11 protein-coding genes are annotated in these 12,717 nt (G+C 56.7%); 4 read left to right on the top strand and 7 right to left on the bottom strand.

Going from position 1 to position 12,717, the window contains the following annotated elements:
- Positions 1–35 precede the first annotated feature (35 nt).
- The gene (locus Z948_RS0113755) at positions 36–626 is read right to left on the bottom strand and encodes a riboflavin synthase (RefSeq protein ID WP_025060135.1); all 591 of its coding nucleotides are present in this window, start codon (positions 624–626) and stop codon (positions 36–38) included.
- A gap of 101 nt (positions 627–727) precedes the next feature.
- Here Z948_RS0113755 and Z948_RS0113750 point away from each other — a divergent pair, with 101 nt between their 5' ends.
- From Z948_RS0113750 to Z948_RS0113740, 3 genes are all read left to right on the top strand, one after another.
- Complete coding sequence (locus tag Z948_RS0113750; RefSeq protein WP_025060134.1) at positions 728–2,020, top strand: capsule biosynthesis protein; 1,293 nt, start codon at positions 728–730, stop codon at positions 2,018–2,020.
- 191 nt (positions 2,021–2,211) lie between these two features.
- Positions 2,212–3,342 carry a polysaccharide biosynthesis/export family protein gene (locus Z948_RS0113745; RefSeq protein WP_025060133.1) on the top strand — a complete coding sequence of 377 codons (1,131 nt, stop codon included), beginning with the start codon at positions 2,212–2,214 and terminating at the stop codon, positions 3,340–3,342.
- A gap of 2 nt (positions 3,343–3,344) precedes the next feature.
- Positions 3,345–5,369, top strand: coding sequence for a capsular polysaccharide biosynthesis protein (locus Z948_RS0113740; RefSeq protein ID WP_025060132.1), 2,025 nt, complete (start codon positions 3,345–3,347; stop codon positions 5,367–5,369).
- A gap of 6 nt (positions 5,370–5,375) precedes the next feature.
- On the opposite strand, the gene ribD is transcribed toward Z948_RS0113740, so the two are convergent.
- The 3 genes from ribD to Z948_RS0113725 form a co-directional block, all read right to left on the bottom strand.
- Complete coding sequence (gene ribD / locus Z948_RS0113735; RefSeq protein ID WP_025060131.1) at positions 5,376–6,470, bottom strand: bifunctional diaminohydroxyphosphoribosylaminopyrimidine deaminase/5-amino-6-(5-phosphoribosylamino)uracil reductase RibD; 1,095 nt, start codon at positions 6,468–6,470, stop codon at positions 5,376–5,378.
- Between the two features lie 7 nt (positions 6,471–6,477).
- Positions 6,478–6,945, bottom strand: a complete 468-nt coding sequence (gene nrdR / locus Z948_RS0113730; RefSeq protein ID WP_025060130.1) for a transcriptional regulator NrdR — start codon at positions 6,943–6,945, stop codon at positions 6,478–6,480.
- 217 nt (positions 6,946–7,162) lie between these two features.
- The gene (locus Z948_RS0113725) at positions 7,163–7,573 is read right to left on the bottom strand and encodes a hypothetical protein (RefSeq protein WP_025060129.1); all 411 of its coding nucleotides are present in this window, start codon (positions 7,571–7,573) and stop codon (positions 7,163–7,165) included.
- Positions 7,574–7,903: 330 nt separating this feature from the next.
- Here Z948_RS0113725 and Z948_RS18965 point away from each other — a divergent pair, with 330 nt between their 5' ends.
- Positions 7,904–8,071 carry a hypothetical protein gene (locus Z948_RS18965; protein WP_156023507.1) on the top strand — a complete coding sequence of 56 codons (168 nt, stop codon included), beginning with the start codon at positions 7,904–7,906 and terminating at the stop codon, positions 8,069–8,071.
- 133 nt (positions 8,072–8,204) lie between these two features.
- On the opposite strand, the gene rpoD is transcribed toward Z948_RS18965, so the two are convergent.
- The 3 genes from rpoD to Z948_RS0113705 all read right to left on the bottom strand — a co-directional run bounded on the left by rpoD (position 8,205) and on the right by Z948_RS0113705 (position 12,711).
- Positions 8,205–10,193 carry an RNA polymerase sigma factor RpoD gene (gene rpoD, locus Z948_RS0113715; protein WP_025060127.1) on the bottom strand — a complete coding sequence of 663 codons (1,989 nt, stop codon included), beginning with the start codon at positions 10,191–10,193 and terminating at the stop codon, positions 8,205–8,207.
- Positions 10,194–10,364: 171 nt separating this feature from the next.
- The gene (gene dnaG, locus Z948_RS0113710; protein ID WP_025060126.1) at positions 10,365–12,347 is read right to left on the bottom strand and encodes a DNA primase; all 1,983 of its coding nucleotides are present in this window, start codon (positions 12,345–12,347) and stop codon (positions 10,365–10,367) included.
- Positions 12,348–12,408: 61 nt separating this feature from the next.
- Entirely contained in the window at positions 12,409–12,711 is a 303-nt protein-coding gene (locus Z948_RS0113705; protein WP_025060125.1) for a hypothetical protein, read from the bottom strand.
- Between the last annotated feature and the right edge of the window lie 6 nt (positions 12,712–12,717).

Raw genomic sequence — 12,717 nt, 5'->3', positions numbered from 1 at the left:
CGTGACCAGAGAAACCGCTGCGTCACACATGCATATCAGCCCTGCATCTCGGCCAAACGGGCGACATAGCGGGCCAGCGTGTCGATCTCTAGATTGATCCGATCACCAACTTTCACATCCCCCCAAGTCGTCGCAATCTTGGTATGGGGGATAAAGTTAATGCCAAAGTCGCAGTTATCGACTTCGTTTACAGTGAGGGACGTTCCGTTCAAAGCAACAGAGCCTTTAGGCGCAATGAACTTTGCCAAGGCTTTGGGGGCGCGCAACGTCACCCGCGTGCTGTCGCCCTCCTCGCGCATTTGGATGACTTCGGCAACGCCATCAACATGCCCAGACACAATATGACCGCCCAGCTCGTCACCCACCTTCAAGGCGCGTTCAAGGTTCACACGCCGCCCCAGCTTCCAATCGCCCAGATTGGTCAGGTCAACGGTTTCACGGCTCACCTGCACTTCATACCAGTCAGCGCCCAAATCAACCACGGTCAGGCAAACGCCGTCACTGGCGATCGACGCGCCCATATCGATGCCCGCCGTGTCATATTTGCAAGCGATACGCACCCGCAGGTCGCCCTCTTGTTTCAGCTCGGTTATGGTCCCGATATCGGTAATAATCCCCGTGAACATCGTATTCCCTTCGGTTAATCAGTATCTAACAGGACACTGGTCATAATTTGGTCAGAGTTTTGAGACTAAATAAAGCGAAGAGCAACCAAAGAAAGCCGATCATGGCACCGCACACCCCCGACAATCGGGTATTTTTGTTCCTACAAGGCCCGCATGGCCCCTTTTTCAACCGCTTGGGCAAAATGCTGCACGCGGCAGGGGCTGATGTATGGCGGGTCGGGTTTAACGCAGGTGATCGCGCGTTTTGGTTCAACTCCAGCACTTATATCCCCTATCGCGGCGCGGCCGACGAATGGCTTGAGACGTTTAAATCCTTGCTGGATGAAAAATCTGTCACCGATATCGTTCTTTATGGTGATACCCGCCCCGTGCACGCCCAAGCGGTGGTTGAGGCCCGTGCGCGCGGCCTGACGGTTCATGTCTTTGAAGAGGGCTATATGCGCCCCTATTGGGTCACTTATGAGCGCGGCGGCACCAATGGCAATTCGCGCCTGATGGATATGACCATCCCCCAAATGCAAAAGGCGTTGGAGAAATCCGACATGGAGGCGCCCCTGCCCCCTGGCCATTGGGGCGACATGCGCCAGCACGTGTTTTACGGCGCGCTTTATCATTGGTTTGTGATGTTCCGAAACGGCGACTATCGCAACTTTCGCCCCCATCGCGACCTGCCAGTGACCAAAGAATTCCAGCTTTACCTTAAACGCCTGTTACTCATGCCTGTCCAAGGGTTAGAGCGGCGCTTGGCGACTTTGCGAATCCGCTTTGGCGGCTTTCCCTACCATCTTGCGCTATTGCAGTTGGAGCACGACAGCTCGTTCCAGAAACATTCGCCCTTTGACACGATGAGCGACTTTCTTGAGCTGGTGATCGACGGCTTTGCAAATGGCGCGCCCCAGCACCACCATCTGGTGGTCAAGGCGCACCCGCTGGAAGATGGTCGCGTCCCCGTCCGCAAGGAAATCAAACGTCTCGCCAAAGAGCGCGGCGTGGACAAACGCGTGCACTTTGTGCGCGGTGGCAAGCTAGCCCAGCTGCTAAACGATGCCCGAACAGCCGTGACCGTGAACTCAACCGCTGGGCAGCAGGTGTTGTGGCGTGGCATCCCGCTAAAGGTTTTTGGCGCAGCTGTTTACGCCAAACCGGAGTTCGTTTCGAATCAACCCCTACCCGAGTTTTTTCAAAACGCTTCGCGCCCCGACAACCGCGCCTACAAAGATTTCCGCCGCTACCTGCTAGAGACCAGCCAGCTTCCCGGTGGGTTTTATTCGGCCCGTGGCCGCCGCCAGTTGATGCGCCAAGTCGTCGATATGATGCTTGGGCCTGATGATCCCTACCAAGCACTGGATTCAGGCACAGCTCCGCCGCGCCAGCAATTGCGCCTTGTGAACTAAGCGCCACAACCCCTTGTGGTTGCTCACAAAGCCAAAGCCATTTCGCGGCAGCAAAGCCACACATTTCCGCCCTCTCGAAATTTAAATCCATCGCCCGAGTAGATTTTGGCGGGCAACTGGGCTACGACTGGAAACAATACGTCGAAATAATCGGCGATTTGAGGCAGAAAATAGGTCGAGGAGACCGGGCAGTGAAAACCCTTAGCATCCGGTGGGCGCACCCCATCGCAGTCGTTGCGGCTTGTGCCGTGTTGAGTTCTTGCGGATTGCCGCAGGTTGGCCCGAACAAACGCCAGATTTATTCCGGCTCTGTTCAACGCGAAGGCGACGCCTTTATTGTAGCAGTGAATGATCGTGTCACACGCGCAACCGCTGTTGTGCCTGCTCTTGGCTTTTCATCGGCGTTCAAAAATGCTGGCACGTTGGGGTCAGATACCATTCGCGCAGGCGATGTTCTGGGCATTACGATTTACGAAAACGTTGATGACAGCCTGCTGGGTACCGAAGGTGCCCCTGCCACCTTAGAAGAAGTTCAGGTTGATGGCGCTGGCTTTATCTTCATTCCATACGCTGGCCGGATTAAGGCCGCTGGAAACTCTCCCGAGGCGATCCGCCGTATCATTACCAACAAACTGGCCGATCAAACGCCGGATCCGCAGGTCGAAGTCCGCCGCGCGGCTGGTGATGGCTCAACCGTTTCGCTTGTTGGTGCTGTTGGCGGCCAAGGTGTTTACCCGATCGAACGCCCGACCCGTTCGCTTGCGACCATGCTTGCACGTTCTGGCGGCATTACCATTTCCCCAGAGATTGCGCAGATCACCGTGATCCGTGGCAAAGCCCGTGGCAAAATCTGGTTCGAGGACCTTTATAAGCACCCAGAGCTAGACATTGCCCTACGGGGTGGTGACAAAATTCTGGTTGAACAAGACACACGCGCCTTCACGGCTCTTGGTGCAACGGGATCACAGGCACGGGTTCCGTTTGAGACCCAAAACCTTTCCGCTATTGAGGCCATCGCCCAAGTGGGCGGCCTTCTGTCCTCTTCTGCTGACCCGACAGGCGTCTTTGTGATGCGCAACGAACCAGAAGATGTAGCCGAGCAAGTCTTGGGGCGTAACGACCTAGAGGGCGCTCAGCGTCTGGTCTATGTGCTGAACCTGACCGAGCCAAACGGCATGTTTATGGCGCGTGATTTTGTCATCCGTGACGGCGATACCCTTTACGTGACCGAAGCACCGTTCACCCAGTGGAGCAAAGTAATCAGCGCCATTACAGGCACGGCTTCTTCCGCCTCTAGCCTAACCTCGCTTACCGACGGCTAATCATGGGCTTTGGTCCCGAAATCTATAACACTCCCGCCGCCGGCCCTGAAAAGGACCGGCGGCTTTTTGTCTATAACGGTGGTTTTCTCACTCAGGGTCGCATCCGCCGCATTTTGCAACTGGCGGGGTATTCGATCCACATTGGCCTCCCGTCCGAGGACGGTGATGCCGTGGCCGTTTGGGGCAATTCGCCCACAGCGCACCGCGGTGAAGGTGTCGCGCAAAAGCGTGATGCGCCTGTGGTGCGGGTTGAAGATGCCTTGCTGCGCTCACTCTTTCCCGGTCGATCAGGCGAACCGCCCCTAGGGCTGGTTGTGGATCACAAAGGGGTTCACTTTGATCCCTCACAGCCTTCCGACCTTGAGACGCTGCTTGCCACGCACCCGTTGGATGACACCGCCCTGCTGAACAGGGCCCGCATCTGCATCGAGCGTTTGAAAGAGGCCCACCTTAGCAAATATGCGGCAATCCCGCTCGATACGCCCCCTCCCGCTGCGGGATATGTGGTGGTGATTGACCAAACCGAAGGGGATGCGTCGGTCACCGCTTCGGGCGCGGATCGTTCGCGGTTCCTTGAGATGCTATACTATGCCCAAGAAGAGCACCCAGGCGCCCGTATCCTGATCAAGACACACCCAGAAACAGAAGCAGGCCATCGCAAAGGCTATTTTCGGGACGAAGATCTAAACGAGCGCATAGAGTTTCTGACCGATCCGATCAGCCCCTACATGTTGTTTGAAGGGGCCATTGGCGTTTACACGGTTTCCTCGGGCCTTGGGTTCGAGGCGATATTTGCGGGGCACAAGCCACGTGTCTTTGGCCAGCCGTTTTACGCGGGATGGGGGCTGACCTCGGACGCGTTTGAGGTCCAACGCCGCCAGCGCAGCCTAACCCGCGCGCAGTTATTCGCGGCCGCGATGATCCTGTACCCCAAATGGTACGACCCATACCGCGACACACTTTGCACATTGGAAACCGTGATCGACACGCTAGAGGCACAAGCCCGCAGCTGGCGCGAAGACCGCCATGGCTGGGCCGCCGCAGGGATGAGCCTTTGGAAACGCCCGCATTTGCAGAAATTCTACGGCAGTTTCGAACCCGTGATGTTCAACGACGCGCCTTTGGATATTTCCGACCGTCCACAAATGATCTGGGCAGGCAAAACCGATATCGACACCCCGAACCTCACGCGGGTTGAGGATGGCTTTCTGCGGTCACGCGGTTTGGGCGCGGAACTGGTGCCACCGCTTTCTCTCGCGGCTGATGATCTGGGCATATATTATGACCCCTCCCGCCCCTCTCGTTTGGAGAAATGGATCGAGGCACGGGCAACCCTGCGGCTGGATCAAGAGCTGCGTGCAGGCCGCCTGATCCGCGCGCTGACAGATGCAGGGCTCAGCAAATACAACACGGGTACCGCGCCCGCCTCCCTGCCTGAAGGCCACCGTATTTTGGTATGCGGGCAGGTCGGCGATGACGCCTCAATCCGCACGGGCACCAGCGATATTAGCAGCAACCAAGCTTTGCTAGATGCCGTGCGCGCCGCCAATCCTGACGCGATGATCCTGTTCAAACCTCATCCCGATGTAGAGGCTGGTTTGCGTGACGGGGCCTTAACAAATCCGGATATCGCAGATCACATCGTTACCAAAACCGATCCTGCCGCCCTTTTGGCGCAAGTAAACGAAGTGCACACAATGACCTCTTTGATGGGGTTCGAGGCGTTGATACGGGGTTTACCCGTCACCACCTATGGTGCGCCATTCTATGCGGGCTGGGGATTAACTACAGATCGCTCAGACGTACCACCCCGCCGCCGCGCCACGCCAACCCTCGAAGGATTGGTTCACGCCGCGTTGATTGATTACCCTCGCTACCTTGATCCAAAGACGGGGCTGCCCTGCCCCGTCGAAGTCGCGCTGGAGCGCCTGTCACAGGGCGATATCCCCGCCCCCGGAACGGCAAACCGCCTGCTGTCAAAGCTTCAAGGGTTATTGGCCAGCAAGGCCCATCTGTGGCGCAGATAGCGCGGCCTAGGTTCTGACCCGCCGCCAGCGGTGCATGACATCAGGACCAACGGCTTGCGTGTCCATCAGCTCAAATCGGGGGGCGCGGGCCAGTTGCGATACGCCTAACGCCCCGATACCGGGCAAGCCCTCGGCGCCGATCACAACGCCTGCGGAAAACCCGATAAGGTGATCCACCAGATCGGCCTGTAGCAGGCTGGCCGCAACCGCAGAACCACCCTCCGAGAAAACCCGCGTCAGGCCAAGTGCCCCAAGCTGTTGCAACACATCGACCATATCCAGATGCCCCGCACGGGTGCCACAGGCGACCAGCTGCGCGCCGATCCCTTCCCAAGCTTGCACCAGCGCATCGGGCGCATTCTGCCCGTGGCACAGGATCAGAGGCACCTCACCAGCAGTTTGGGCAAGCTTACCGCTGAGCGGTAGATCAAGTTGGCGCGACAGGACAATTCGGGCAGGTTGTTGGCGCACGCCCATATCGCGCACTGTAAGCGAGGGATCATCCGCGCGCGCGGTTCCTCCGCCCACCATCACCGCGTCATGGTTGGCGCGCATGGCATGGACAAGTCGGCGCGCGGGGGATTGAGTGATCCACTGGCTTTCGCCTGTCGCCGTTGCGATGCGCCCATCAAATGAATTTGCCATCTTGAGGGTGATCATCGGGCGGCCCATCTCGACCTTGCTGAGGAACCCTTTTAGGTCTTCGCGTGCTTCTGCCTCGCAAACACCGGTATCGACCTGAATACCCGCCGCACGCAGCATCTCAAGCCCTCGGCCGCTGACGCGTTCGTCGCTATCGCCCGTGGCAACAACAACCCGCGCCACACCAGCATCAATCAACGCCTGCGCACAGGGGGGCGTCTTCCCCCAATGGGAACAGGGCTCTAACGTTACATAAACATCAGCCCCCCGCGCTGCCTCTCCCGCTTGGGCCAAGGCCTGAGGTTCAGCATGCGGGCGCCCTGACGGCGCGGTCCAGCCGCGCCCGACAATCCGCCCCTCTTTTACAATCACACAGCCCACTGCAGGGTTGGGCCATGTGTTGCCCAACCCGCGCCGCCCTAAAGACAGCGCAAGGGCCATGTAGCGGGTATCACTCATGTCACGCTTAGATATCTGAAGGCGTGTCTGGGCGCAGCTCTTGGACGAATTTGTCGAAATCATCCGCCGCTTGGAAGTTTTTGTACACGCTTGCAAACCGCACATAGGCGACCGTATCAATCCGCGCCAAAGCTTCCATTGCGATTTCGCCGATATGCTTGGAGCTAATATCGGTCTCGCCCATGCTTTCCAAACGCCGCACCAGACCGCTGATCATCTGATCAATGCGCTCGGGTTCAATCGGGCGTTTTTGCAATGAGATGCGAATGGAGCGTTCCAGCTTGTCGCGATCAAAATCTTCGCGTTTGCCATTTGATTTGATCACCACAAGGTCCCGCAATTGCACGCGTTCATAGGTGGTAAAGCGCCCGCCACAGGCAGGGCAAAAACGGCGACGGCGGATAGATACGTGATCCTCCGCTGGCCGGCTGTCTTTTACTTGGGTGTCGATATTTCCGCAAAACGGGCAGCGCATTGGCCAGTCCCCTTATTCTTGATCCGCCTCTATTGTGGGATCACCGCCCCACTTATCCACAGGTATACCCTAACCCCTAGGTTTTGGGTAGTGCAGAATTGCACCGCTAGATGATGCGGTACTGGGCGGCCCAGAACCCCTTCTGCCCCCTTGCTTTCAAACGAAAACATCTGTGAAAAGACGCCGCCCTAGGCAAGTTTCAGGGCGAAAGCGCGTACTAGCCTCGGCCCCCGCGGGTCAATTTATGATCGGCACAAAAGCCAATCGCATGCCCCACACTAAGGTTCGCGCCCTTTTGCCTTAGAGACGCGCCAAGGATGCTGGCGCTTACGGGCGTAAGACCTTGGGGGTTTAGCGTAAATGTGATCGGATCACGCTGGCCCAACCCCGGCTTGCGCGGTTTTGAGATATAGAGACGCTGCGCGTTACGCGCGCGTTCGTTCCTAAGCGCGTAATCAGCGGCGGCGCACCAGATACCGCGCGCCCCAAATCCACCATCACCCGTTACTGAAAATCCGTTGCCCGCAGGCCTGACAATGACCCCGTTTGTCGCTTTGAACGATTGGGCCGCAGCTGGTCCAGCCATCAACATCGCCGCGAAAACCCCTATGGAAATCTTGTTCATCATCTTCAGTTCCTCCGTAATTTGCGTTCGGAAAGTTCAAATTCGTCTTTGCGACAGAATTGTATGGCATGGTTAACGGGCAAGCCGATTCCGGTTTGCGATGTCGTTAGCGAATGCGATTGGCGTGGCCCATTGGGCAGGCGCCCAGCATCCGTTGTAAAGATCACAGACTTTCGCCCTGAGACCCTTTGCGAGGGGGCATTGGCCTTGAGAATGTAAATGCGCCCTCTCGCGCCCAAACGTTTCTTTGCAAACTCTGCACCAGCACACCAGAGCCCTCTTGGCCCTTCCCCGCGTGATTGAATCACCTCAAAAGCAGACTGCCCAAGCGGAATGACCGTCAGCTTATTCACCGACTTAAAGTTCTGGGCGCTTGCCGCCAATGGCAGGGTCGCTGCAACAAAGGTGGCAAATAGGATTGAGCGCATGATATTTCTCCTGCTGCAGCTACTTCTTGTGGATATGCCTTTTCGCACTCACTGGAAAATCAAAGCGCTGTGAACGGCTAAATACCGCTGCCAGACATTGGGATTTAGGATAGCGCGCACAATCAACCCGCCCTTGAGTTACATCAAACGAAAAAGGCCCACCCCGCATTTCTGCAGGATGGGCCCAAAGACGGTTTGTTTCGCTCTTATTGATCCAAGAAGCTGCGAAGCTTGCGCGACCGCGACGGGTGCTTGAGCTTGCGCAGTGCTTTGGCCTCAATCTGGCGAATACGTTCACGCGTAACGCTGAACTGTTGGCCCACTTCCTCTAGGGTGTGGTCGGTGTTCATGCCGATACCGAAACGCATGCGCAAAACACGCTCTTCGCGTGGTGTGAGGCTGGCCAAGACGCGGGTTGTGGTTTCTTTGAGGTTTTCCTGAATGGCGCTGTCCAGTGGCAGCACGGCATTCTTATCCTCGATGAAATCGCCCAACTGGCTGTCTTCCTCGTCGCCAATTGGGGTTTCAAGGCTGATTGGCTCTTTGGCGATCTTCATCACCTTGCGCACTTTTTCCAGTGGCATTTGCAGCTTTTCGGCCAGTTCTTCTGGCGTTGGTTCGCGGCCGATCTCATGCAGCATCTGGCGGCCTGTGCGGACCAATTTGTTGATCGTTTCGATCATGTGCACAGGAATACGGATGGTGCGCGCCTGATCCGCGATGGAACGGGTGATCGCCTGACGGATCCACCATGTTGCATAGGTCGAGAATTTATAGCCGCGGCGGTATTCGAATTTATCAACCGCCTTCATCAGGCCGATGTTACCTTCCTGAATAAGGTCAAGGAACTGCAAGCCACGGTTTGTGTATTTCTTGGCAATCGAGATAACCAAACGCAGGTTCGCTTCGACCATTTCCTTCTTGGCCTGACGGGCCTCTTTTTCGCCCTTTTGAACCTGTTGAACGATACGGCGGAATTCCGAGATATCCAGACCCACATATTGACCAACCTGCGCCATATCCGAGCGCAGCTCATCCACCTTGTCGGACGAGCGCTCGATGAACATCTGCCAGCCGCGGCCAGCTTTCTCTGCCATCCGCTCCATCCAGTTCGGGTCCAGCTCATAGCCACGGTAGGCATCAACGAACTCTTTGCGGTTGATACGCGCTTGGTCAGCAAGCTTTACCATGGCGCTGTCGATCTGCATGATGCGGCGGTTGATGCCGTACAGCTGGTCAATCAACGCTTCGATACGGTTGTTATGCAGGTGCAAATCATTCACCAGCGCAACGATTTCCGCGCGTAGCTTTTGATAGGTATCTTCGTCTTTTTTGGTAAAGGAGCCATCTTCGTTCAGCGTTGCGGAAATACGGCTGTCCTGCATTTCGCTCAGCTTGACGTAGTCATCAGCAATCAGGTCAAGCGCCTCTAGAACCTGCGGCTTTAGCGCAGCTTCCATGGCCGCAAGCGACATGTTGGCCTGTTCGTCTTCGTCATCATCGTCATCGTCATTCGAGATGGGGTTACCGTCAGCGTCCAGCTCTTGCTGGCCCTCTGCCTTTGCAGCTCCCGCTGCAGGTACGCCACCTGCGGGCACAACGGGCGTTGTCTCTTCTTCTTCGCCCATTGTGTTGCCGAATGTCGCCTCTAGGTCGATCACATCGCGCAGCAAAATGTCTTCGGACAACAATTCGTCGCGCCAGATCGTGATCGCCTGAAAGGTCAGTGGGCTTTCACAAAGGCCCGCAATCATCGTGTTGCGGCCCGCCTCGATCCGTTTGGCAATCGCGATCTCGCCCTCACGCGACAGCAGCTCAACGCTGCCCATTTCGCGCAGGTACATGCGAACGGGATCATCCGTGCGGTCCAGTTTCTCGGATGTGCCAGAGCCCAGAGTGATCTCTTTCGGGCCATCCGCGACAGCAATATCTGTGCTGCCTTTTTCTTCTTCTTCGGCTTCTTCGTCCTCGATGATGTTGATGCCCATTTCAGACAACATCGACATCACGTCTTCGATTTGCTCGGAAGAGACCTGATCAGGCGGCAGAACCGTGTTCAGCTGATCGTAGGTGATATAACCCTTTTCGCGCGCTTCGCCGATCATCTTTTTCACGGCAGCTTGGGACATATCCAGCGAGTGACCGGAATCCTGATCGTCGCGCTTGGCGTCTTCGTTCGTATCTTTGGCAGCCATCAAGAATTCCTCTACGTCCCTAAGCGAATCACCCAGAAGTGATTCGGTTTTGCGAATCATGCGGGGTTTGAGATGATTCTTAAACCCAGCTTCCTTATTTTTCCGCTAAATGCGGACAATTTGGTAACTACAGGGCCACAGCCCCATAATCCCTACCCCCAGCGCCAACAGTCAGTGGCTTTTCTTCCCCCCTTTGGAGAAGTCGATTTTCTCAAAGAAGTCCCTGCTTTTGCTGACTTCTTCGCGATCCAAACGCGCCCCATTATCAGCAATCACATACTCGGCCCTGTCTTCCTGCCCTGATCGCTGAGCAAGGTCGGCAGCACGGGCCGCTTCGGCCAAACGCCATGTAACCCCCTCATCCGCCTCGCCCGTCAAATCATCCGCCGCATCGCTGACTTCATCCAGCAATCCACGCACGGCTGTCAGCTTTGCCAGTTCTTCAGTGATCGTCATTGTTGTGATTTCAACATCGCCAGGTTTGCGGATACACGGCGTGATTGCTACGTGGCGTTGAGACATCAGATTTTCAAGGGTGTCATACCCCATCATATCGTCAATATTGCTGCGCAACACCTCTGCCCCTTCATGGGCATGGCGTAAAATCAGGTCCCGCAGGCGCGCATGGGCGTTATCCACACAGGCCATGCTTTCCAATCCGCTGTCAAAATGCTCGACCACCTCGGGGCAACTGATACAGGCCGCAAGGATGACCGCTTCGCGCAGGTGATCCGTTGCGCTATCGCTCCCTGCCTGTGCCAAAACGGATGATTTCGCGCCAGCTGATGGCCCTTGCGGAGCCTTATTGCCCCACGGCTTGGCGTTGCCACGCCTCTGAAACTGCGCCGCTCCCTTGCCCGCGGCAGGGCGCGAACGGAACAACTCCCACCGCAGGTCCTTGATTGCTTGTCCGTAATGGCTGCGAATACTTGGATCTTTGATCAACATGATCTTTTCGCGCAGCGCCTTGTCCAAGGCCGCCTTGCGTTCGGGGCTGTCAAAAACCTTGCCTTCGGTTTCACGCTGCCACAGCAGGTTTACCATAGGCACCGCAGCGTCGAGCAGGCTTTGCACGGCCCCTGCGCCAGAGGATTTCAGCAGATCATCAGGGTCTTGCCCCTCGGGCATCATGGCAAAGCGCAGGCTGCGCCCTGCCTCAAGCAGTGGCAAGGACAGATCAATCAAACGCAGCGCCGCCCGCTGGCCCGCCGCATCTCCATCAAGGGTGATGATCGGCTCATCGCTGATGCGCCACAACATCGCCAATTGGTTTTCGGTGATCGCAGTGCCCAGCGGCGCAACCGCCGCCTCAAACCCTGCTTCGCTCAGCGCGATGACGTCCATATAGCCCTCCGCAACGAGTAAAGGTTTCCCCTTGCCCGCCGCGACACGTGCGTCTTTGACGTTGTAAAGGCTGCGCCCCTTATCAAACAGCTCGGTCTCGGGCGAGTTCAGGTATTTCGCCTTGTCGTCGGGGTCCATCGCGCGACCCCCAAAGGCAATCGCACGCCCCCGCGCATCGCGGATCGGATACATGATCCGGCCACGGAAGGTATCATAGGGCTTGCCGCCTTTGGTTGATGGCTTGGCCAGCCCAGCGCCAAGGATCAGCTCATCAGGGATGTTTTTGCCCTTCAACGCATCCCACAGCCCCTGCCAGCTATCAGGCGCAAAGCCGATTTCCCAACGGTCGCAAACCTTTTGCGGCAATCCGCGGCGGTCCAGATAATCCCGCGCAGCGGATGCTGCACCAGTTCGCAATTGCAGGCGGAACCATTTGACCGCCAGCTCCATCACATCGGCCAGTTCGGTCCGTTTATCCGCCTTTTGCTGAGCACGCGGATCGCGTTCGGGCATCGGCATACCAGCCTCACGGGCCAGAATCTCAACCGCTTCCATAAAGCTGACATTCTCGGTTTCGCGCACAAATGAAATCGCATCCCCTTTGGCGTGGCAGCCAAAGCAGTAATAAAACCCTTTGCTATCATCGACATGAAAGCTGGCAGATTTTTCCTGATGGAAGGGGCACGGCGCCCACATGTCGCCTTTACCCTGATTAGACTTGCGCGCATCCCACATGACTTTGCGCCCGACAACCTGTGACAGGCTGGAGCGTGTACGTAGTTCATCAAGGAAACCGGGTGGCAGACTCATATCTATTCAATATGGGCAGCGCTTGGGCAGAGTCCAGTAAGCCGCCCAATTACCCGCGCAATTATTGCGTCAGGCACAGCTCTTTCCATGCCGCGGCAAGGTCGGCGGATTTCACTTCGGCCATTTTCATGCCGTACACCCAAGGGGCAACCAAAGGCACGATAGCGTTATATTTTTCAGGCCATTCAGGAGAGGTCTCGGCGATATGGGCCGCCAGCTTTTTTTCGCCAACACGTTCAATCCGCGCCGCCTGCACCGAGGCAACAACATCACCTTGGTACCCACAGTCCTTTTCTTTGGCCGTTTCTGCAACGGCAGGAACAGACAACAGGCCGAAAAGGGCAATACTCAAAACACGGATCATAACACA

The organism is Sulfitobacter donghicola DSW-25 = KCTC 12864 = JCM 14565, from assembly GCF_000622405.1.
In the GTDB taxonomy this organism is placed as follows: domain Bacteria; phylum Pseudomonadota; class Alphaproteobacteria; order Rhodobacterales; family Rhodobacteraceae; genus Sulfitobacter; species Sulfitobacter donghicola.
This window is presented reverse-complemented; position numbering and strand designations above follow the sequence as displayed.

Bases quoted from the DNA above. Each gene is read 5' to 3' on its own strand.
- Z948_RS0113755 (WP_025060135.1), bottom strand. From the start codon at position 626: ATGTTCACGGGGATTATTACCGATATCGGGACCATAACCGAGCTGAAA.
- Z948_RS0113750 (WP_025060134.1), top strand. From the start codon at position 728: ATGGCACCGCACACCCCCGACAATCGGGTATTTTTGTTCCTACAAGGC.
- Z948_RS0113740 (WP_025060132.1), top strand. From the start codon at position 3,345: ATGGGCTTTGGTCCCGAAATCTATAACACTCCCGCCGCCGGCCCTGAA.
- ribD (WP_025060131.1), bottom strand. From the start codon at position 6,470: ATGAGTGATACCCGCTACATGGCCCTTGCGCTGTCTTTAGGGCGGCGC.
- nrdR (WP_025060130.1), bottom strand. From the start codon at position 6,945: ATGCGCTGCCCGTTTTGCGGAAATATCGACACCCAAGTAAAAGACAGC.
- Z948_RS0113725 (WP_025060129.1), bottom strand. From the start codon at position 7,573: ATGATGAACAAGATTTCCATAGGGGTTTTCGCGGCGATGTTGATGGCT.
- Z948_RS18965 (WP_156023507.1), top strand. From the start codon at position 7,904: ATGACCGTCAGCTTATTCACCGACTTAAAGTTCTGGGCGCTTGCCGCC.
- rpoD (WP_025060127.1), bottom strand. From the start codon at position 10,193: ATGGCTGCCAAAGATACGAACGAAGACGCCAAGCGCGACGATCAGGAT.
- dnaG (WP_025060126.1), bottom strand. From the start codon at position 12,347: ATGAGTCTGCCACCCGGTTTCCTTGATGAACTACGTACACGCTCCAGC.
- Z948_RS0113705 (WP_025060125.1), bottom strand. From the start codon at position 12,711: ATGATCCGTGTTTTGAGTATTGCCCTTTTCGGCCTGTTGTCTGTTCCT.